This is a genomic window from Kribbella sp. NBC_01245 (assembly GCF_036226525.1).
Classification (GTDB): domain Bacteria; phylum Actinomycetota; class Actinomycetes; order Propionibacteriales; family Kribbellaceae; genus Kribbella.
The window spans coordinates 1852906-1873257 of the sequence record NZ_CP108487.1; the positions used below are offsets into that span (position 1 = coordinate 1852906).

Annotated in this window: 19 protein-coding genes; 9 read left to right on the top strand and 10 right to left on the bottom strand. The window is 66.4% G+C overall.

What is annotated here, in order from left to right:
- Positions 1-15: 15 nt before the first annotated feature.
- Together OG394_RS08125 and OG394_RS08130 are read left to right on the top strand one after the other, a co-directional pair.
- Entirely contained in the window at positions 16-513 is a 498-nt protein-coding gene (locus OG394_RS08125; RefSeq protein ID WP_328994396.1) for a SigE family RNA polymerase sigma factor, read from the top strand.
- A complete protein-coding gene (locus OG394_RS08130; protein ID WP_328994398.1) occupies positions 510-1343 on the top strand; it encodes a hypothetical protein in 834 nt (277 codons plus the stop codon). Before OG394_RS08125 ends, OG394_RS08130 begins: the two co-directional genes overlap by 4 nt.
- Positions 1344-1348: 5 nt before the next feature.
- On the opposite strand, the gene OG394_RS08135 is transcribed toward OG394_RS08130, so the two are convergent.
- On the bottom strand, positions 1349-2134 hold the full coding sequence (locus OG394_RS08135; protein ID WP_328994399.1) for a class I SAM-dependent methyltransferase: 786 nt from the start codon (positions 2132-2134) through the stop codon (positions 1349-1351).
- A 73-nt stretch (positions 2135-2207) separates the two neighbouring features.
- On the opposite strand from OG394_RS08135, the gene OG394_RS08140 reads away from it, so the two are divergent.
- Both OG394_RS08140 and OG394_RS08145 read left to right on the top strand, forming a co-directional pair.
- Entirely contained in the window at positions 2208-2975 is a 768-nt protein-coding gene (locus tag OG394_RS08140) for an ABC transporter permease (protein ID WP_328994400.1), read from the top strand.
- Positions 2972-3220, top strand: coding sequence for a DUF2630 family protein (locus OG394_RS08145; RefSeq protein WP_328994401.1), 249 nt, complete (start codon positions 2972-2974; stop codon positions 3218-3220). Before OG394_RS08140 ends, OG394_RS08145 begins: the two co-directional genes overlap by 4 nt.
- Positions 3221-4702: 1482 nt before the next feature.
- On the opposite strand, the gene OG394_RS08150 is transcribed toward OG394_RS08145, so the two are convergent.
- The 4 genes from OG394_RS08150 to wecB are packed head-to-tail and all read right to left on the bottom strand — an operon-like array spanning position 4703 to position 8988.
- Complete coding sequence (locus tag OG394_RS08150; RefSeq protein WP_328994402.1) at positions 4703-5860, bottom strand: acyltransferase family protein; 1158 nt, start codon at positions 5858-5860, stop codon at positions 4703-4705.
- Positions 5850-7082: an FG-GAP repeat domain-containing protein gene (locus OG394_RS08155; RefSeq protein WP_328994403.1), complete on the bottom strand. Its 1233-nt coding sequence runs from the start codon at positions 7080-7082 to the stop codon at positions 5850-5852. Before OG394_RS08155 ends, OG394_RS08150 begins: the two co-directional genes overlap by 11 nt.
- Before the next feature lie 29 nt (positions 7083-7111).
- Positions 7112-7807, bottom strand: a complete 696-nt coding sequence (locus OG394_RS08160; protein WP_328994404.1) for a hypothetical protein — start codon at positions 7805-7807, stop codon at positions 7112-7114.
- Positions 7807-8988 carry a non-hydrolyzing UDP-N-acetylglucosamine 2-epimerase gene (gene wecB / locus OG394_RS08165; RefSeq protein ID WP_328994406.1) on the bottom strand — a complete coding sequence of 394 codons (1182 nt, stop codon included), beginning with the start codon at positions 8986-8988 and terminating at the stop codon, positions 7807-7809. Before wecB ends, OG394_RS08160 begins: the two co-directional genes overlap by 1 nt.
- Positions 8989-9118: 130 nt before the next feature.
- Here wecB and OG394_RS08170 point away from each other — a divergent pair, with 130 nt between their 5' ends.
- A complete protein-coding gene (locus OG394_RS08170; protein WP_328994408.1) occupies positions 9119-10006 on the top strand; it encodes a helix-turn-helix domain-containing protein in 888 nt (295 codons plus the stop codon).
- Positions 10007-10030: 24 nt separating this feature from the next.
- Here OG394_RS08170 and OG394_RS08175 read toward each other — a convergent pair whose 3' ends face one another.
- Positions 10031-11749, bottom strand: coding sequence for an FAD-dependent oxidoreductase (locus OG394_RS08175; RefSeq protein ID WP_328994410.1), 1719 nt, complete (start codon positions 11747-11749; stop codon positions 10031-10033).
- 509 nt (positions 11750-12258) lie between these two features.
- Positions 12259-13584 carry an MFS transporter gene (locus tag OG394_RS08180; RefSeq protein ID WP_328994412.1) on the bottom strand — a complete coding sequence of 442 codons (1326 nt, stop codon included), beginning with the start codon at positions 13582-13584 and terminating at the stop codon, positions 12259-12261.
- 50 nt (positions 13585-13634) lie between these two features.
- Between OG394_RS08180 and OG394_RS08185 the strand changes: the two genes are divergently transcribed.
- From OG394_RS08185 to OG394_RS08200, 4 genes are read left to right on the top strand one after another with little or no spacing between them, the layout of a single operon-like run.
- Positions 13635-15080: an MFS transporter gene (locus tag OG394_RS08185; protein WP_328994414.1), complete on the top strand. Its 1446-nt coding sequence runs from the start codon at positions 13635-13637 to the stop codon at positions 15078-15080.
- A gap of 2 nt (positions 15081-15082) precedes the next feature.
- Positions 15083-15826, top strand: a complete 744-nt coding sequence (locus OG394_RS08190; protein WP_328994416.1) for an alpha/beta hydrolase — start codon at positions 15083-15085, stop codon at positions 15824-15826.
- The gene (locus OG394_RS08195) at positions 15823-16320 is read left to right on the top strand and encodes a hypothetical protein (protein ID WP_328994418.1); all 498 of its coding nucleotides are present in this window, start codon (positions 15823-15825) and stop codon (positions 16318-16320) included. Before OG394_RS08190 ends, OG394_RS08195 begins: the two co-directional genes overlap by 4 nt.
- On the top strand, positions 16317-17240 hold the full coding sequence (locus OG394_RS08200; protein ID WP_328994420.1) for an MsnO8 family LLM class oxidoreductase: 924 nt from the start codon (positions 16317-16319) through the stop codon (positions 17238-17240). The genes OG394_RS08195 and OG394_RS08200 overlap by 4 nt, the downstream gene beginning before the upstream one ends.
- On the opposite strand, the gene OG394_RS08205 is transcribed toward OG394_RS08200, so the two are convergent.
- Genes OG394_RS08205 through OG394_RS08215 form a run of 3 tightly spaced genes read right to left on the bottom strand, consistent with a single transcriptional unit; the run spans position 17230 to position 20344 of the window.
- Positions 17230-18114, bottom strand: a complete 885-nt coding sequence (locus OG394_RS08205; protein WP_328994422.1) for a carbohydrate ABC transporter permease — start codon at positions 18112-18114, stop codon at positions 17230-17232. The genes OG394_RS08200 and OG394_RS08205 overlap by 11 nt on opposite strands.
- On the bottom strand, positions 18114-19073 hold the full coding sequence (locus OG394_RS08210) for a carbohydrate ABC transporter permease (protein WP_442914274.1): 960 nt from the start codon (positions 19071-19073) through the stop codon (positions 18114-18116). The genes OG394_RS08205 and OG394_RS08210 overlap by 1 nt, the downstream gene beginning before the upstream one ends.
- Positions 19070-20344 (bottom strand): ABC transporter substrate-binding protein, encoded by a 1275-nt coding sequence (locus OG394_RS08215; protein WP_328994423.1) that lies wholly within the window; start codon positions 20342-20344, stop codon positions 19070-19072. Before OG394_RS08215 ends, OG394_RS08210 begins: the two co-directional genes overlap by 4 nt.
- Positions 20345-20352: the final 8 nt, after the last annotated feature.

Sequence of the window (20352 nt, forward strand, 5' to 3'; positions counted from 1 at the left end):
ACGTCAGGGGTGGGGATGGGCCGACCGGACTGGGAGTCCGAGTACGTCGACTTCTTCGTGGCACGGGCCCCGGCGCTGCGCCGAACGGCCTACCTGATGTGCGGTGACTGGCAGATCGCGGAGGACCTGGTCCAGACCACCTTCGTGCGGCTCTACGTGCATTGGCGCCGCGTCCGCCAGGAGACGGTCGATGCGTACGCGCGCCGGATCCTCACCAACTTGTTCCTCTCGCGACGGCGTACGGCGCATCGCGAGCTGGTGACGGCCGAACCGCCTGACCGGCACGACCCCGCGCCGGAGTTCGGCGGCTGGCTCGAACTGGCCGACGCGCTTTCCGGCCTGACCGACCGCCAGCGCGCGATCGTGGCCCTGCGGTACGTCGACGACCTGCCGGTGGCGGAAGTCGCCGAGTTGCTGGGGATCGCCGAAGGCACCGTGAAGAGCCACCCGAACCGTGCGCTGCAGGCATTACGGTCGGCGCTGGAGACGCAGCTCGAAAGGCCGACGCGATGATCGACGACCCGATCCTCCGCGACGCGCTCGACGCCCATCTGCGAGGCGAACCCCCGATGCGGCTCACGCCCGAGACGGTGGTGCGGTCCGGACGCCGCCGCCGGGCCGTGCGGCAGACCGCCACGGCGGCGTTCAGCGCGTTGACCGTTGCCATCATCGCCCTCGGCATCCACGCGGCAGCCACGTCGAACATCAGCCAGCCCGCCAAACCCGACGTGAGCTCGCCGTCCGACGTAGAGCAGCCAGAACTGCTTCCAGGCATCGGGAACGACCCGAAGTACACAGACTCACTTGCGAGCGTCATACCGTCTGTGGTCCGGGTATCGCTCCCGTACTCGCCACTGTCGCTCAGGAACATCTACCCGAGCGACTGGCTCCGTGACAATGCCCTGGCGCCGGAGCAGGCTCACAACGCCACCGACTGGCATGCGATCTACCAGGTCGGTCTGCAGCCCTGGCACGAGTTGTGGGTCAGTGCGTACCTCAATCCGCCGGACAAGGCTTCGACGGCTGCTAAGGCCCATGCCGCCTGCAAGTCGGTCAGGCCGATCTGTTTGGTGTCAAAGGCGTCCGACACCAACCAGGTGTCGTCCGGCTCCTACTTCGTCGTACAGGTGACTTTCATCGGCAACGGCACTTGGGCCCGCTCAGTCATCAACGTGCGGTACGGCGATCGCTCGGTGACGGTCCAGGAGCAGGTTGTCGCGACGGGTCTGGCCGACGCCAAGAAGAAGTTCGCCATTCCGCTCGGCCGGATGAAGCAACTCGCGGAGGATCCGAGGCTGTTCGTCCCTGAGCCGCAGGTGCGTCCACCAGCAGGGCGCCGCTGAGGCGATCACCGTTGCTCGACGCGGCCGAGCAGGACTGAGACGCGCACCTCTTCGACGAACGGGCCCGGTCCGATCGCGCGTTCGACCTGCTGCGCGAACGACGGCCGGTCGGCGCGCGCGGGCAACAACTCGACCGGCAGGGCCGAGCACACCCCGCCGACGATCTGGTCGAGCGTGAGCTCGTCGGCGTACTCGACCTGCGCCGCGCATACGACGTACCGGGTCTTCTCCAGGCCGGCGCGATAGACCTCTTGGGTCGCGTCATCCGTGCCGCAGGCGTACGTGAGTTCGGTATCGAGCCAGTGTTCGAGGTATCCGCGCAACGCCTCGGACCATGGGGTGTCCTGGAGCCAAAGCGGCGTGCCGTTGGTGACGATGGCGATGCCCCCGCCGTCGCGGATCAACGGCCGCGCGGTACGGAACAGGTCCTCGTGGTTCATCCAGTGCAGCGCCTGGCCGATTGTCACCGCGCCGAGCGCCCGGCGTCCGATCAACGCGCCCAAGGCCGGCAGGTCCTGGTCGGAGCCGATCATCCAGCTGGTGTTGCGCGGCGCTCGCGCCTTCGCGTGCAGCAGCATGTCCGGCTCGGGGTCCATCCCGACCACCGCGCCGACTCGCTCCGCCAGCGGCAGGGTCAACTGGCCGGTGCCACAACCGAGATCGAGTACGACGTCGTCGCCGGTCAGCGCGAACTCGTCGACGATCCGATCGAGGATTTCGGCCGGATACCCGCGCCGGTATCGCTGGTAGAAGTCCGCCACCTCGCCACTGAAACCAAGAGCCGTCGCCATACCTCCCAGCCTGCCGCCTGGGTTGCCGCGATTCGGCCGGTTTAACTGACAGCAGACGGTGTTCAATGACCTGATGTGGCATGACACCGGGCTCGGCCTCGCGGCGGTCGTGGTACTTCCCCTGCTCGTGGTGATAGCCATCGTCGCGTCACGGCTGGCGTCTCTTGAACACGAGCGCGGTCTGCTGACGGCAGCACTGCGTGCGCTGGTGCAGCTCGCGGTGGTGGGTGCGCTTGTCGGGTTCGCCTTGCAGTCGATGCTCGGCGCGCTCGCCTTCATCACGGTGATGCTGGTCGTCGCCACGATCACGAGCACCCGGCGGTTGTCCTCGCTCGTGCCCGTGCCGGGGTTGTTCCTGCACTGCGCGATCGCCATCGCCGTACCGGCCGCGCTTGTGTTGACACTCCTCCTGCTGCCGGGCGTCGTACCGCGTAACCCGGCGACTCTGCTGCCGACCGGCGGCATCATCATCGGCGGCGCTATGAACGCGACTACGCTGGCCGGGCGGCGATTGCTGTCTGAATATGCCCATCGGTACGGCGAATTCGAGGCGGGTCTGTCGATCGGGCTGCTGCCCGCGCAGGCCTTCCGTCTCGTCGCGGGTCCGACCGCCGGCGACGCGCTGCTGCCCGCCCTCGATCAGACCCGCACGGTCGGATTGGTCACGCTGCCGGGAGCCTTCGTCGGGATGGTGCTGGGTGGTGCGTCACCGACGGCCGCGGCCGCGTTGCAACTCGTGGTGCTGATCTCGCTGCTCGCCGCCCAGGCGCTCGCCATCCTGACCATCAAGGAACTCCTCGCCCGCTCGCCCCTTCCGGACGGGCGTACCGTGAACGCATGACCGAAGACGGATCCATCTTCCAGAGAATCGACGAACTCGTCGACGAGGAGCGCACCCTCCGCAGCAAACTCGCCGACCGCGAGATCACCGCCGAGGAGGAGCACAGCCGCCTCAAACACCTCGAGTCCGAACTCGACCGCTGCTGGGACCTCCTCCGCCAACGCCGAGCCAAACGCGAATTCGGCGAAGACCCCACCACCGCCGAACCCCGCCCCGCCGACGTCGTCAACAAATACCTCAACTAGCCCCACCACACCCGGCACCCCGGCCCTGTCCGGCGCTTCGGCGCGCGCGCCCCACGGGTTGCGTTGATTCGTCTGCATCCGCTCGCCCACTCCGCGGCGGGTCAGATGTACGGCAACGTAGGCGGGCGGATTCGGACGAATCAACGCCGACGCCTGCCCGGAATCAGCTATCGGGCCGGGTTTTTGGTGGGCACCCGTCCCCCTGAGTTCTTCCGAATTGTCAGGCCGGCCCGGGCCGCGTCAAGGGTCTAGATCGGCTAGCGCCGACGCTGACGCGCCCTTGACCCGACCCGAACCGGCCAAAGGCAGCGGGCTATCAGGGGGACGGGTGAGGTCTGACCGGGTGTGGTCTCCCGCGCGCTGCCGCGTCGGGTGGTGCTGTCACGGATGGTCGGCGGGGCATCTTCCTGAGCGGACTGGACGTTTTCGGGCCCTGAAAACGTCCAGTCCGGTCAGGAAGATGCGAGCGGCCTTCGATGTGCGTCGAGTCGTGGATTGGGGTGTCGGAAAGGCTTTGCTGGCCGCGCAAATCCACGACTCGGCGAGTGGCGGACCGCCACGCAGGCACAACCCGCGGGTGAAGCGGTTCAACCCGGCGAAACCGCACTTGTGCCTGCCTGCCGGTCCGGCCCGGACACCAGCGCAGCCACAACCCTCGAATGAAGCGCTTCAACCCGGCCGAATCGGCGGTTGTGGCTGCGCTGGTGAACACAGGCGGACCGCCAGCACCACACAACCCACAACTGAACCGTTTCAACCAGGGCGAAACGGCACTTGTGTAGGGCTGGCCGTCCGCTGCGGACCTGCACAACCACACGACGCCCCGAAAACGCCCGTCTCGGCAGAAACCGGCCGTCGTGTGGGCGTGCACGTCCGCGACCGACCGCCAGGTCCACAAGCCGACCGACCAAACGCGACCACTCGCCGCAGACCTACGCGCAGGCACGGCAAAGACCCTCCCGCAGCACACACGAATGACCAGACCCGACCACTCGCGGGCAGAGACCTCGCGCCAGCACAGACGAGTGACCGGACGCGACCACTCGCGGGCGGAGGTCTCGCGGCGGCGCAGACGAATGGCCAGGGGCGGCAGCACTTGGCGAAGAGTCGGCGCGGGAGCGTGCTGCGGATCGTGGCGCGGTAGCGTTCCGCAACCACCGCACCCGGGCAGACCCCACCCGTCCCCCTGATAGCTGCCGCCCTTGGCCGGTTCGGGTCGGGTCAAGGGCGCGTCAGCGTCGGCGGTAGCCGATGAAGCCCTTGACGCGGCCCGGACCGGCCTGACAATTCGGAAGAACTCAGGGGGACGGGTGCCCATCGAAAGACCGAACCAGCGTTGATGCCGAGCAGGCGATTAGCGTTGATTCGTCCGAATCCGCCCGCCTACGCCGGTGGCCAATCGACGCGCCGCGGAATGGGCGAGCGGATGCAGACGAATCAACGCAGAAGGGAAGGGGTTCGAGGGGTGAAGGGGGCGAGGGGTTAGGGGGTTTTGACCAGCGTGGGGGTGGGCGCGAGCTTCCGGGGGCGGGACCAGCGGGTCATGGTGGGGCGTTCTACTAGGGCGTAGAGGGCCCAGCCGGCTAGGAGGGTGGCTAGGAAGAGGGCGAGGGTTACGAGGAGTGCGACCGGGGTGGAGAAGGGGTCGGACGGGAAGAGCGTGCGGCCGTAGAAGATGACTACGCCTTGGCAGATGTAGAAGCCGAAGGAGATTTCGCCTAGCCAGCGCCACTTTCGGCCGTTTACGCCCGTGTTCTCGCCCCGGATATCCGCCGTCGCGAACGCCCCGATGACCAGCACGATCGGCAGAATCGTCGCCACCGAAAACCCGTAAACGAACGGCGCCTTCAGCGCAACGACGTACCCGAGAATCATCGCCGGAATCGACCATCGGATGTCGATGCGCGGGAAGCGGCCAGCCATCACGGCACGCGCGACCAACATCCCAACGATGAACTCGAACAAGCGCGGCACCGGGAAGATGTAGCCGAACCAGAACTGGGTCACCGAGATCGGCGTGATCGGCGACTTAGGCGAGTCGGAGATGACGTACTGCGTGACGATCTGGACGAGCACCATGCAGACCACCATCACGCCGGTCCACAGCCACAGCCGGTTCGCCGCGATCCGCCGGATCGGCCTGATCAGCAAGGGAAACGACAGGTAGAACAGCAATTCGCTGCACAACGTCCACGACGGCGGGTTCACGCTCACGTACACATCACCCTGCGGGAACATCGAGTGCAGCAGAAAGATGTTCGGGATCCACGCGCCCGGCCGCGTGATCGCCCCAGCGAAGAGCACCATCGCCAGCGCGAACATGACCAAATGGTTCGGGAAGATCTTCAGCAACCGCCGCCGGTAGAACGGCAACGCGCCCTCCCCCGGCGTCGCCGACCACGTGATGACGAAACCGCTCAGCACGAAGAAGAACGACACCCCGAGATAGCCGGCCTTGCTGAAGAGCACCTCCAGGAACGACGCGAGGCCCTCGTTGGCGAACGGGTTCACGGCGGTGTTCGGCGGCACCGGCGAGTTCGACAACGTGACGTGGAAGCAGAACACCAGCAGCGCCGCGATGAACCGCAACCCCGTCAGCGAATGCAGCGGCGGCCTCTTAGCGACGACTTCAGGAGCCATCGGACACCGCCTGCGGGGTCTCGTTGCGATAGACCATGACCTTCGCGTCCTTGGCGACGTAGTAGTTCTGCACCGAGTACGCGATGGTGGCGAAGTCGAGCCGCCCGTCCCCGTTGAAGTCGGCCGTCGCGATCCGGGCCACCGACTCGTCGGCAACTCGCCACTTCGCCCAGATCCCCTTCTGCGCGTCGATCGCCTTGTAGTAGATGACGCCCTGCCACGGCCACGGCCCACGCAGCGCGACCAGGAACTCGTCATCCCCGTCGCCGTCGAAGTCCGCGCACACGATCTGGTGACCCGGCCCCTCACCGTTCTCGTTGGGATCGCCGAAGACGTCCAGGATCGTGCGCTGCCAGACGCCCGCCTCGTCCTTCACGTAAACGCCGACGGTATTACCGTGGAATGGCTCCAGCGCCGCGACGTACGCGAAAGGATCGCCGCCGAGGGCGCCCGCGTTGAGGTCACCACTACCGCGGAAGCCGGTCTGCTCGAACTGGGTCAGCTCGCCGGTCCCGATCAGCTCCTTCTGCCATTCGCCGATGGCCTCGTCGAACCACAACCAGGTGACGCCTTCGTCCGAAGCGAGCAGGATCGACTCGAGGTCCGAACCGGGGATCAGACCCGAGCGCTTCTCCGCGCCGTGGATCATCCGGAACGACGTGTCGTCGATGACCGTCTTCTCCCACTCCTCGGCGGCGTACACGTCGTCGGGCTGGGTGAAGAGCACGACCGGCAGTAGGGCGTGGACGTCGGCCTTCGCGACGATGGGCAGGCCGATCACCTCGAGCCGTTCGGTCTGGGTGAAGTGCCCGACGCGCAGGCGGTGCATCCCGGTGGCGCGGCCGATGTAGTGCTTCTTCCAGCGTTCTTCGGACTTGCCGGCGTTGCCCGGGTTCTCGATCCAGTCGATCTTGCCGCCGGCCTCATCCGGGTCGTGGATGGTACCGATCGGGCCGTACAGCTCGTAGCAGACGACGACATCGGGATGACCGTTGCCGCTGATGTCCGCGTAGTCGGCGCCGACCGGCATCCGGTAGCCGTCGGTCACGAGGCGGCGGGGCCAGCCGGGCTCGTTGGCGTACCAGTAGATCTCGCCGAGGCGAAGGCCGTACCCGAACAGGTCCGGGCGGCCATCGCCGTCGATGTCCGGCGCCTCCAGCCAGTAGCCGTCCCGGAGTTGCTCGGCGACGATCTCAGCGGTGAATTTGGGCGGTGTCACCATGATTTCCCTCTCCTAAAAATCGAACTGATCTAGACGGCGTGGTACTCGACGGCAAGCCAGACGCAGTCCGTGTCAGCGCGGTACTGATGCCACGGATACGTGAAGCCGCCATCCGGGCGACGACGGCAGAACGGCACCGGCGGGGTGTGGCCAGGGCTCATCAGCAAGTCCTCGTACAAGGTGTCGTGGTCCTTCGCCTTGAACTTCTGCATCCGCCCATAGCCGTGGATCTGCGAGTGGATCTCGATGAACTCGTGCACGTTGTGGATCGCGCAATCCGTCCCGGCCGGCGCGAACCACAGATTGACCGACACCCGAAACGGCCTCACCCCAGCGGGAACCGGCTCCCCCAGCGCCTCAGCCGGGTCGAACTCGAAAACGCCGAGGTCCTCCAGCGGACCGCGGTAGAGCAGCGTCTCGCGCGGAAATCCCGGAAGCAGGTCCGCGAAGAGATGCCACCCCGGCTCGTCCACAATCCCGGCTATACCGTCCGAGTCGAGCACCTTGAACACCAACGCCGACTCGCCACTTTCCACCACGGTGTCCTGCAAAACCGTCGACGAGAACGCCGGAATAGGCCGGACCCACGAACCCGCGTACAACGGCGTCAACCGCGGGTTCACCACAATCGCCCGGCCCTCGATCGCGAAGTCCTTCGGCCCATCGACGTACGACGCCTCGATGAACGCGTTGGACCAGTCCAAAAGGCGTACGTCCCCGCCCATCACGCCACCGACGCCACGAGCTCGGGTGCCGGCAAGATCCGGCTACCAGGTACGAACGGCATCACCGCGGGCCCGTCCCCGAAGAAGTGCGCGAGTGCGCCGACAACCCGATCGGTCGCCTTGCCATCGCCGTACGGGTTGGCCGCCGTCGACATCCGTGCGTACAACTCCGGATCGCGCAGCAGACCCTTGACCTCCGCGGCGACCCTCTCGCGCGTACGCCCGACCAGACGCGCCGTACCAGCGGCCACGGCCTCCGGGCGTTCGGTGATATCGCGCAACACCAACGTCGGCTTGCCCAGCGCGGGGCCTTCCTCCTCGGCGCCACTGCTGTCCGACAGGATGATGTCGCTGCGCAGCATCAACCGGCAGAACGAGACGTACGGCAGCGGGTCCACGATGTCGACGTTGGGCAGACCGTCGATCTCGGCCAGCATGGCCTTGCGCACAACGGGATTACGATGCAGCGGTACGACGACCCGCACCGCCTCGTCGGTCGCGACCTCGCGGATGGCGGCGCCGATCTCGTGCAGCATGCTCCACGATTCGCGGCGGTGTGCCGAGGCGAGGATGACCCGGCGCGGGTCCTCGTCCAGGTCCTCCAGCGACGGGTGTCCGTAGTCGACCGCCTGCCCACTGGCCCAGCGCAGTGCGTCGATCACGGTGTTACCGGTCACGACGATCTTCGACTCGTTGATGCCCTCGCGAATCAGGTTCGCGTAGTTCCCGGGCGTAGGCGCGAGGTGCAGCTCGCTGATCTGCGCGACCAGGCGGCGGTTGGCCTCCTCGGGGAACGGCGAGTACAGGTTGCCGCTGCGCAAACCGGCTTCGATGTGCACGACCGGGATCTGGTGATGGAACCCGGCCAGGCCGCCGGCCAGCGTGGTGGCGGTGTCGCCGTGCACCATCACGGCTTCCACACCGGCGTCGGTCAACGGGCCGGCCAGACCGCTCAACGCGCGGTGCGTGACCTGCGAAAGCGTCTGCTTGTCGGTCATCACGCCGAGATCGACATCGGCGCTGATACCGAACGCCGCGAGCGTCTCGTCGAGCATCTGGCGGTGCTGGCCGGTGGACAGCACCAGCGGGTTGTATCGGGGATCGTCCTGCAGCGCCCGGATCACGGGCGCGCACTTGATGGCTTCGGGGCGGGTGCCGAGGATGACAGCTACCTTGCGCATGGCGTCCTTCTTCCGGCCGCGGAGCAGTGCCCGCGGCAATGGGATGACGAGAATGTGAACGTTTGACTGGTACTGGCTGGGTCAGGCTCGGGCGTGTTCGGGCCGCCCGCGCGCAGGCATACTTGCGGGCATGGACAAACCTGCTGAGTTGGGCGACTTCCTGCGCACGCGGCGCGCGCGGCTACAGCCGACGGCCGTCGGCCTGACCTCCTATGGCGCTCGCCGGGTCCCGGGGCTGCGCCGCGAGGAGCTGGCGCAGCTGGCCGGCGTGAGTGTGGCGTACTACACCCGGCTCGAGCAGGGGCAGAGCCAGAACGCGTCGGACGACGTCCTGGACGCCATCGCCCGCGCCTTGCAGCTCAGCGAGGACGAGACGATGCACCTGCGCAACCTCGCGCGGCCGCTCCGCCGCAAGCGCCGTCCGGCACCTCGCCCGGAGGCGGCCCGGCCGGGCACCAAACAGCTGATCGAGGCGATGGACGGTATCGCCGCGGTGGCGATGGACCGACGCAGCGACGTACTGGCGTGGAACGAGTTGGGTCATCAGCTGCTGGCCGGCCACTACGACGCCGACAGCCCGTACTCCGCCGAGACCCGGCCGAACCTGACCAGGATGCTCTTCCTCGACGAGCACACCCGCGAGCTGTACTCCCGCTGGGACGAGGAGGCCAAGCGCTCGGTCGCGTCGTTGCGACTCGTCGCGGGTCGCCATCCGGACGACCTGCACCTGGCCGAGCTGATCGGCGAGCTGTCGATGAAGAGCACCGAGTTCGCCGGGCTCTGGTCGCGCCACCCGGTGCTCAACTGCACCTTCGGTACCAAGCACTTCCAGCACCCGGTCGTCGGTCAGCTCGAGCTCTCCTTCGAGGTGGCCCAGCTTCCCGACGACTCGGCGCACCGGATCCTGATGTACAGCGCGACCCCTGGAACGGCGTCCGAGGCCGCACTGCGGCTGCTGCTGTCGGGTGCAGACGACCTGAGCGGCTACAGCGCCGACAGGGCACACCGGGAGGTTTGACATCGGACGGGTCCTCACAAGGGGTCAGGCCGGTTGGATGGACAACGCGTGGCGGAAGTAGTTGGTCGGGTCGTACCGCCGCTTGACCTGCTGCAGCCGCGGGTAGTTGTCCTTGAAGTAGAGGGTTGACCACGGCACGCCGGACTTGTTGTGCCGGCTGTCGGCCATGTCGTTGTCGGGGTAGTTGATGTAGCAGCCGTCGGAGTTCGTGCCGGGGACAGGGACTCCCCCGGTCGTCGCGAAGAACTCCGAGAAGATGTCGCGCACCCAGCCGACGTAGAACTGGTCGTCGGACTCCTTCTCCCAGAAGGTCTGGAAGCACATCTTGAAGATCGTGTCGCGCTGGGCGTTGGCGGTCGCGTTCGGCCGGACGGCGTTCACCTGGCCGCCGAAGGAGAACAGCACCAGCATCGTGTCCGGGTTCTGGAAGTCCGGCCGGGTCATGTGCTTGTAGACGGCCGCGATCTGCTGCTCGGTGAAGTTCTTCAACATGTACGCCGACTTGTGCACGCCACGCGAAGTCGGGTTGGTGATGGTCGGGTTGTTCGTCCCCACCAGCCGGGTCGCCTGCAACCACGGCAGCACGCGCGGTTCGGCGAAGCCAGGCAGTACGCCGATCTCCGCCAGCGGTTTGGTCACCTCCTGCGGCGTGATGTCCACGCCTTCGGTGATGGCCGCCAGGTAGTCGTCGAGAATCGCGCGGGCGTTCGGAATGTCGTTCGGAACCTGAGTGAACATGCCCAGGCTGCCGTGTGCCTTCGAGCTCACGTTGAACAGGCTGCTCAGGTGCACGTTCGGCGACTTGGGCGAGGCGTTGCGCTCGTGCCAGGCGCCGAAGTTCTTCAGCAGCCGGGTGAACTTGGCCTGCGTCAACTGCTCCCACGGGAACTCGATCGCGCTGATCAGCACGGTCGACGGCGGGTTCATCAGCTGGTCGGACGGATTGTTGCCCTTGGCATCGGGTGAGCGGAACCAGTACTTGGTGACAACACCGAAGTTGCCGCCGCCGGCACCAGTGTGGCCCCACCAGAGATCGCGGTTCGGGTCGTTGGGCTCGCGCGTCGCGACCACCGTGCGGACCTGGCCACCGTGGCCCACGACAACGACCTCGACGGCGTACAGGTGATCGACGGTCAAGCCGTGCCCCCGCGACAGCAGGCCATAGCCGCCGCCCGAGATGTGCCCGCCGACACCGACGCTGTAGCAGATACCGCCGGGAATCGTGACGTTCCAACCCTTGAAGAGCGACTCGTACACGTTGATCAACCGGGCACCCGCCTCGACCGCGAAGGCCTTGCGGACCTGGTCGTAGTACACCCGCGTCATCTGCGAGACGTCGAGCACGACCTCGATCTCGGGATTGCAGACGAAGTCGGAGAAGCAGTGACCGCCACCGCGGACCGAGACCCGCTTGCCGGCCCGAACCGCATCCCGCACGGCCCGCTCGGCATCCTCGGTGGACGTGATCAACCGGATGTAGTCCGGCTGGGAGACGAAGCGCTGGTTGTTACCGGTCGACAGCTCGCGATACCGCGGGTCATCCGGCCGGATCGTCGGCCCACCCGGTACGGCGCTCGCCGCCGCCGCGTCGGCACCGGCGGCCGCCGCGACCTGCGCCGCGGCGGTGGTGTCCGTCGCCGGTCCGGCAAAGGCCGCGCCGCTCGACGCGGCGGCCACGCCACCGACCGCTGCCGCGGCGGTGCCGAAGAGAACGGATCTGCGCTGCACACCTGTTTCGGGCATGGTTCAACCCCTCATTGGCTCGATTAGGAAAAGAAAACCGGAACGCCCTGACAGCTTCGGGACAGACCTCGCCCAGCGATTCCGGAGTGATTTTCAAATCCGCAAATATCCCCAGTGCGAATCCGAAAGTAATCGCCCGCCCCCAGCGGCCGTAAGTCACTCACTTACTTCAGTACCAGAATCTCTGGATCATCACAGTTTCGTCAAGCTAACTCTGAGGAATGCACTGTGACGAAGATCACTGTAAATTCGCCGACAATCAATTGTGCTCTAAAATACGCGCCAGCCTCCCGAAATTGTTACCAGAGCGTTCACTCCAGATTTCCGTACGGCGTTATGGTTTTACGCACGCAGAAAAGCCCGCCGACAGGCAAACGCCTATCGACAGGTGGAGTAATTCAACATTTGTTCATTCGGCTATTTCGGCCCATACCAAAATGGCCGTCGCCCTCCCCAAAGGGCAGCGCCGATCGGCCCAACCCCAGGGGCCGCCGTCAGCCTAAGTCAAATCACACGCCGGCGACCGTTTCGGTCCGTTCTGCGGACAGGGTGGTGCCTTGCACGCCGCGCGCCCGGCGATCCAGTGCGCCCGAAAACGCTGCTACCGCAAGGCCTGCCAGCGCAAGGCTGGCGCCGACCCAGTTGGGTGACGTGTAGCCGAGCTGTGCGCTGATGGCCAGACCACCGAGCCACGCGCCGATCGCATTCCCCAGATTGAACGCGGCGATATTGGCAGCCGAGGCCAGCGCGGGTGCGCCCTCGGCCTTGTCCATCACACGCATCTGCAAAGCCGGCACGGTGGCGAATCCGGCGATACCGAACAACAGGATCGTCACCACTGAAAGCGGCTTGCTGTGCGCGGTCCATACGAACACCAATAAAACGCTTGCAAGAGCCGCCAGGATGACATAAAGGCTCGGCATCAGATTGCGATCGGCCGCCTTACCGCCGAACACATTACCCAGACACAGACCGGCCCCGAAGACGATCAACAACCAGGTCACCGAACCCGACGAGAATCCGGCCACATCGGTCATCATCGGAGCGATATAGGTGAACGACGCGAATACACCGGCGAAACCAAGCGTGGTCATAAGTAATGCCAGCCACACCTGTGGTCTGCGGAATACCGCCAGCTCGCCCCGGATACTGCTCTCCTCCCGTGGCTGCGGTGGCACCAGCACGATCAGGCCGATCATGCCGACAATGCCGATGGCCGTGACCGCCCAGAAGGTCGAGCGCCAGCCGAACTGCTGGCCGAGAGCGGTTCCCATCGGCACACCCAGCACATTCGCGATGGTCAGACCGGTGAACATCATCGCGATCGCGCTGGCGCGTTTGTTCGGCGCGACCAGGTTGGCCGCCACCACCGAGCCGATGCCGAAGAACGCGCCATGGCACAACGCCGTGACGGCCCGGCCGGTCATCAGCAGCGCGTAGCTGCCGGCGATCGCGCAGACCGCGTTGCCGAGAATGAACACGCTCATCAGGCCGACCAGCATCGTCTTGCGCGGCAGGCGTGATCCCGCCAGCGTCATCACCGGCGCACCGATCACCACACTCAGCGCGTAACCGGAGATCAGCAGTCCGGCCGTCGGGATGGAAACACTCAGGTCGGTCGCGATCTCCGGTAGCAGGCCGACGATGACGAACTCCGTCGTACCGATACCGAACGCACCGATGGCCAGTGCGAGCAGGGCGAGATTCACGCGGGTCTCCCTCGAGATCAGGTGCGGCGGCCCCATCGTGCCGCAACGACTCGCGCGCTGTCTGACCCTACGAGTGTTAGGCACCCCAGTAGTGGGCTGCACAGGGTTCTGGTTGCCGAGCGCCAACTCCAGGAGTCTCGACGGCAGGAGCAAGTCCCATTGGAAGGAACACCTGCATGTCCACCGTTGAAGAAGTCGGCAGCGACACCAATCCGCCCGATCTCAACACCGAAACGAGAATGACCGGCCGGCAGCGGCTGGCGCTCGTCCTGTTGCTCACGGCGAGCTTCACCCTCGCCGTCGACTTCTCGATCCTGAACGTGACGCTGCCGACGATCGGCGCCGACGTCGGCTTCAGCCTGGAGAACCTGCAATGGATCGCGACCTCGTTCGCGCTCTGCGCCGCCGGATTCACCCTGCTGTTCGGTCGCGTCGCCGACCTGTTCGGCCGTCGCCGCCTCTTCCTCGGCGGCATGGCGCTGCTCGGTATCGCCTCGCTCGTCGGTGGTATCGCGACCTCACCCGCGATGCTGCTGTCGGCCCGCGTCGCGCAGGGCCTGGCCACCGCCGCCGTCACCCCAGCCGCGCTGTCGCTGCTGACCACCTCGTTCCCCGAGGGCCGGCTGCGGGAGAAGGCCCTCGGCCTCAACGGCGCGCTGATGGCGGCCGGCTTCACCACTGGCGCGATCCTCGGCGGCGTACTCACCGACCTGCTGAGCTGGCGCTGGGCCTTCTTCATCAACGTGCCGGTCGCCGTGGCCGTGCTGTCGCTCGCGCCGATGGTGCTCAAGGAGAGCCGTCCGGCCGAGCGGCCCAAGCTCGACATCCCCGGCGCCATCACCGTGACCACGGGTCTGCTCGCCATCGTCTTCGGTCTGACCACCGCCGGTGAGAAGTCCTGGACCGATCCGCTGGCCCTTGGCTCGCTCGCCGTCGGTGCCGTACTGCTCGCCATCTTCTGGGTCGTCGAGCAGAAGGTCGCCGCGCCGCTGGTGCCCGTCGCGTTCCTGCGCAAGGCCAACATCGGCTGGGGCAACTTCGCTGGTCTGCTGGCCTTCATCACCGAGACCTCGCTGGTCTTCCTGCTCACGCTCTACCTGCAGAAGACGCTCGGCTTCACCCCGCTCGGTGCGGGCCTATCGTTCGCCGTACTCGGCGCCGGCACCGTGATCGGCGGTATGGTCGCGCCCAAGGTGATCGGCCGGATCGGTTCGAAGAACGCGATCGTCGCGGGCTTCCTGCTGCAGGCCGTCGCCACCGTTTCGCTGGTGCTGCTCGGTCAGGACTCGGCCTGGATGGCGCTGCTCCTGGTCGCCACGTTCGTCGGTGGTGTGGCCAACCTGGTCGCCATCGTCGGCTTCATGGTCACCGCGACCACCGGCATGCCGGATGAGGAGCAGGGGCTCGCGACCGGTCTGGCCACGATGAGCCAGCAGGTCGGTATCACCATGGGTATCCCGATCATGAGCGCGATCGCGACCGCCCGGGTGCACTCGCTCGGCGGGGAGAACGCATCGACCGTACTGAGCGGTGTCACCACGGCGATCTGGGTCAACACCGGGCTGTGCGTGCTCGCGGCCGCTCTCGTCGCCGTGTTCCTGCGGCAGGCGAAGCGCGCCTGAGCGTGGAGGTTTCGTGGGGTTCGCTGGTCGTCAGAGATGTACCCGCACGGATCTACCGCCCGGTCGATGACTGGCGTGGCTGGCTCGTCTGGGTACATGGCGGCAGCTGGACCCGTGGGTCCGTGGCCGGGTGGCACGAAGTCTGTGCCGACCTGGCCCGGCTCACGGGCAGCACCGTGATCAGCGTGGACTACCGGCTCGCCCCTCGGCATCCGCATCCCGCCGCTCTCGAGGATGTGCTCAGGGTGCTGGAATGGGTGACCGCGCAGGCCAGTGACGAAGAAGTATCGGTCGGCGGGGACAGCGCCGGCGGCACCATCGCCGCCTGCGCCGCGCTGACCTGGCGGGACCGCGGCCGTCAACTGGCGGCCCAGGTCCTCGCCTATCCCCCGATGGACCCGCAGTGCCGCGCGGCGTCGTACGACTGGGAGGTCTTCCCGACCCGGGCCGGCCTGATGGCCTCCTGGCGGGCCTATCTGGGCAGCGAAAACGGCTCTGGTTACAGCAGTCCGTTCGAGGCGGACGACTTGAGTGGTACGGCGCCGGCGCTGCTGGTCGTCGGGGAATACGACCCTGTTCGCGACGACGTCGAGGAATACGGGATGCGCCTGCTGACCGACGGAGTCGCCGTACGGCTGGAAGTGCTACCGGGCGTACCGCACGGCGCGATCCTCGCGCCCGGGCCGATGCGCGACTGGGTCGGATCGGCGTTCAGAGAATTGAGTTCGACCAAGGAGACACAATGACCAACCCGCATAACGAGGCCCTGCTGCGGCACTTCGCCGATCTACGCGATCGCAAGCACGGCGAAGCGGCCGTAACCCGCGAGGACAAGGAGAAGCTGTTCGCCGACACCGTCGAGTTGCTCGACCCGGTCGCGCGGCAAGCGCTCGACGAGCTGAACGCGGACCTCTTGCTCGGACAGGGCACCGTCACGGCCAGCGGTCTGGGCCGGACGCCGGACGGAGGGGTTGCGGCGATCTGGGCCCTGTCGTGGGCCGAGCAGCTCGACGCCGGGATCAACCCGATCGCGATCCGCGCGCACTACGGCCGCGGATTCCACCACCCGCATCTCAGTGGTGCGACGGTCGGCGAGTGGCCGCTCAACGTCTTCACGCCGGAGCAGGCCGCCGAGGAGTTGCCGACGATGCGGGCGATCGCGGCCGCGGATATCCACAATCTGGTGTTCCAGGCGGACTACCGGATCGTGCCGGCGACGATGAACGGCAGCCGCGTGTGACGCCGCGGCTCTCGATCCTCGACCAGTCCCCGATCGGCGAGGGCAGTACGCCAGCCGAGGCCTTGCGCGCCTCGGTCGAGCTCGCGAAGGCGGCGGATGCGCTCGGGGTGACGCGCTACTGGGTGGCCGAGCACCACGGCTCCCCCGGTTTCGCCGGTACGGCGCCGGAGATCCTCGTGCCGATCATCCTGGGCGCGACCCGGCGGATGCGCGTCGGTTCGGGTGGCGTGCTGTTGCCGCGTTATCCCGCGACGAAGGTGGCCGAGGTGTTCAGCATCCTGGCCGACCTCTATCCCGGCCGGGTCGACCTCGGCCTCGGTCGGGCCGGTGGACCGCCGGAGCATTTCCCGCAGGACGTGGCCGACCTCAAGCGCTGGCTCGGGGATGACCCGCAGATCTGGTTGCTCGGCGCCGGTACGACGTCCGGGGAGCTCGCGGCGGAACTCGGTACGGCGTTCGCGTTCGCGCATTTCCTCAATCCGCCACCGGGTGTCGAGGCGATGGAGGCGTACCACGCGCAATCGCCCGCGCCCGTCTCAGCCTTGGCCGTGCGGGTGCTCGTGGCCGATACGCAGACCCGGGCCGACGATCTGGCCCGCAGTCTGCTGTTGTGGCGAAGCCGGAAGGACCTCGGTGACGATCGGCCCCTGCCGTCGATCGAGACCGCGCGGAATCACCGATGGACCAGCACCGAGTTGGAGCGTGCGTCGTACAACAGTCATGCGTTGATCTCGGGAACGCCCGAGCAGGTGCGACCGGTTTTGCTGGACCTGGCGCAGCTGCACGGGACGGACGAGCTGGTGGCGAACGTACTCACGCATGACCCGGCAGACCGGCTGCGGACGTACGAGCTGCTCGCGGAAGTGCTCGCGAGTGCCGCCGCTCCGACCAGGGGCGGCACTCGCCTCGTCAGTCCTTGATGCCGGATTGAGTGACGCCCTGGATCAAGTAGCGCTGGAGGAAGGCGAAGATCAGGACGAGTGGCAGGATCGAGACGGCTGCCGCCATGAACAACTGGTGGATGTTGATCGTCTGGGCCGTGATGAAGGTGGACATCGCGACCTGGACGGTCCACGAGGACGAGTCCTGGCCGATCACCAGCGGCCAGATGAACGAGTTCCAGTTGCCGATGAAAGTGATCGCCGCGATGGCCGCGAAGAACGGCAACGAGTTCGGCACGACGATCCTCCAGAAGGTGCCGAGATAGCCCGCACCATCCACTCGCGCGGCCTCCTCCAGCTCCCGGGGAAAGCCCAGGAAGTACTGCCGGAAGAGGAACGCGGCGAATCCGCTGAACAGCGTCGGGATGATCAGACCCCGCAACGAACTCACCCAACCGAGCGACGACACCACGATGAAGCTCGGAATGAACGTCACCGCCGCCGGGATCATCAACGTGCCGACGATCGCGTAGAAGATCTTCTCCGCGTGCTGGTAGGGAATTCGGGCGAGCCCGTAGCCGGCCATCGATGCCAGCAGCAACTGTCCGCCGGTGCCGAGAACGCCGACCACGGCCGAGTTCCACAACGCCCGCGCCATCGGCACGTTCTCGTCGCTGAACAACTCGCCGAAGTTGCCCCACTGCAGATCCGTCGGGAAGAACTTCCAGTCCGGCGCGGTGATATCGGCGTCGGTCGACAACGCGTTCCGCAATACCAGGTAGAACGGCAGCATGAACAGGATCGTCGCGATGATCAACGCGATCCAGCGCAACACCGCGCCAACGACGCCCAGCGGCGTACGGGTGTAGCCGATCGGCTGCGGCGTGCCCGCGGTCCTCTCGAGAGCAGCCATCAGTCGTTCGCCTTCCCGAAGCCGAAGATCTTGTTCTGCAACAGGGTGAGCAACATGATGATCACCGCCAGGATCAACGCACCAGCGCTACCGCGGCCGAGGTCCTGGATCGAGCCGAGCGAGACCGTGTACAGATAGACCAACGGCGGCCGTGCGTAGTTCGCAGTGCTGCCGATGAGGTTGTAGAACTCGTCGAACGCCTGGTACGCCGCGATCAGGTTGAGCAGCAGTACGGCGATCGACGTCGCACGCAATTGCGGCAAGGTGATGAACCGGAAGGTCTGCCAACCAGGCTTGGCCCCATCGACGTACGCCGCCTCATAGAGCGTCGGCGAGATCCGTTGCAGGCCGGCGATGAACAGGATCATGTAGAACCCGAGCTGCAACCAGAGCCGCACGGTCACGATGGGCAGCCAGAACCAAGGCGGGTCCGACGTCGACAACCACGCGATCTGGTCGACGCCGAACCAACCCAGCACCGTGTTGGCCAGGCCGAAGCGGACGCCGTTGAAGATCGACAGCTTCCAGATCAGCGAGGCCACGACGTACGAGCAGGCCGTTGGCAGGAAGAAGACCGAGCGGAAGAACACCCGCGCGACCTTCACCTGATTGACCAGCAGCGCCAGCGCGAGCGACAACACGAACGTCAGCGGCACGATGAACACCGCGAAGATCGAGAACGTACCCAGGCTGGACAGGAAGTTCGGATCGGTCAGCATGTCGACGTAGTTCTGCAAACCGACGAACTTCGTCGGCGTGACCGTGTTCTGAGCCTCGAAGAAGCTCAGCACCAGGCTCCACAGGATCGGCAGATACGAGAACACCAGCAGCCCGGCCACGAACGGTCCGACGAACACCCAGAACCAGAAGGTGTTGCCCTTGATGCCTTTGCTTTTGGACGCTGTGGGGTTGGTGGTTTCGTCGACTGAGGCCGGCCTGATGGCAGACCGGACGCTCACCCGAACAGCCTCGACAGCTCGGTCGTCACGGTCTTCTCGGCCTTCGTGATCTCGGCCGCCGGGTCAGCGCCCTTCTTGATCACGTTGGTCAGCATGTCGTTGTACGCCGAGGCCATCTTCGGGGTCCAGGCCGGATTGTCGACGACGCCGTGATCCGTGTTCAGCTTGACCGCCTCGGCGGCCGGGCCGGTCTGCAACTTCGCGGCCTTCGCGGCCAGGCTCTTGCGCGGCGGAATGTGGAAGCCGTAGCTCAGGCACCAGTCCTCCTGCAGCTCGGTCTTGTCGATCCACAGCCACTTCACGAACGCCTTCGCGGCCTCGACGTCCTTGCTCTTCGCCGAGACGAACGTGCTCCAACCGCCGGACGTGACCACAGCTCGCCCCTGTGCGTCGAGCGCCGGGTACGGGAAGACGCCGAAGTCGTCACCAAGGGCCTTCTGGATACCCGGCATCGCCCATAGGCCGCACCACTGCATCGCGGTCAGCCCCTGGGTGAAGGCACTCGGGTCGGCCCAGTCAGCGGGCGCACCCAGCAGCAGGCTCTTGTCGGCGTACATCTGCCGCACCTTGGAGAAGGCCTGAGCCGCCCGCTCCCCGGTGAAGCCCGGCTTGTTGTCCTCGGTCAGCAGGCTGCCGCCCGACGAGTTGACGCTCGGGATGCCGAGCACCAGGCCGCCGTCGTTGCCGATGAACAGGCCCTTCACCTTGTCGGTGGTGAGCGCCTTCGCCGCCGCGACCAGCTCGTCGACGGTGGTCGGCGGCTTGACGCCCGCCTTGTCGAACAGGCTCTTGCGGTAGTAGATCATCTGCGGGTCGTCGATCATCTTGATGCCGTAGACCTTGCCGTCCACGGTGTTGGCCCGCAGGGCGCCATCGTTGAAGTCGCTCTTGGTCTCGGCCAGGATGTCGTCGAGTGGAACGACCTGGCCGCTCTTGACCATCGCGTAGTTCAGCTGGCTCTCGAAGACGTCCGGCCCCTGGTTCGAGAGCAGGCCCGACGCGAGCTTGGAGCCGTAGTCGCCCGGCGTCCACGCGACCGAGACGCCCGCGTCGGCGTACTCCTTGGCATAGCGAAGGGCCGCCTGCTGCGTACCCGCCTCGCCGTACTGGTGGTACCACTGCGACAGCGCGGCCTTGTCGCCTCCACCACCCGCGGCCGGGCGACCACTGTTGCTGCCACACGCGGCCGCGAACGCGGCGAACGCGGTGATTGCGCCGGCGCGAAGCAGGTCTCGCCGGGTCATCCCTGCTGTTGGCTTGGGTACGGGCACGGCACTCA

Coding starts and splice junctions, on each gene's coding strand:
- OG394_RS08125 (WP_328994396.1), top strand. CDS start 16: ATGGGCCGACCGGACTGGGAGTCCGAGTACGTCGACTTCTTCGTGGCA.
- OG394_RS08130 (WP_328994398.1), top strand. CDS start 510: ATGATCGACGACCCGATCCTCCGCGACGCGCTCGACGCCCATCTGCGA.
- OG394_RS08135 (WP_328994399.1), bottom strand. CDS start 2,134: ATGGCGACGGCTCTTGGTTTCAGTGGCGAGGTGGCGGACTTCTACCAG.
- OG394_RS08140 (WP_328994400.1), top strand. CDS start 2,208: ATGTGGCATGACACCGGGCTCGGCCTCGCGGCGGTCGTGGTACTTCCC.
- OG394_RS08145 (WP_328994401.1), top strand. CDS start 2,972: ATGACCGAAGACGGATCCATCTTCCAGAGAATCGACGAACTCGTCGAC.
- OG394_RS08150 (WP_328994402.1), bottom strand. CDS start 5,860: ATGGCTCCTGAAGTCGTCGCTAAGAGGCCGCCGCTGCATTCGCTGACG.
- OG394_RS08155 (WP_328994403.1), bottom strand. CDS start 7,082: ATGGTGACACCGCCCAAATTCACCGCTGAGATCGTCGCCGAGCAACTC.
- OG394_RS08160 (WP_328994404.1), bottom strand. CDS start 7,807: ATGGGCGGGGACGTACGCCTTTTGGACTGGTCCAACGCGTTCATCGAG.
- wecB (WP_328994406.1), bottom strand. CDS start 8,988: ATGCGCAAGGTAGCTGTCATCCTCGGCACCCGCCCCGAAGCCATCAAG.
- OG394_RS08170 (WP_328994408.1), top strand. CDS start 9,119: ATGGACAAACCTGCTGAGTTGGGCGACTTCCTGCGCACGCGGCGCGCG.
- OG394_RS08175 (WP_328994410.1), bottom strand. CDS start 11,749: ATGCCCGAAACAGGTGTGCAGCGCAGATCCGTTCTCTTCGGCACCGCC.
- OG394_RS08185 (WP_328994414.1), top strand. CDS start 13,635: ATGTCCACCGTTGAAGAAGTCGGCAGCGACACCAATCCGCCCGATCTC.
- OG394_RS08195 (WP_328994418.1), top strand. CDS start 15,823: ATGACCAACCCGCATAACGAGGCCCTGCTGCGGCACTTCGCCGATCTA.
- OG394_RS08205 (WP_328994422.1), bottom strand. CDS start 18,114: ATGGCTGCTCTCGAGAGGACCGCGGGCACGCCGCAGCCGATCGGCTAC.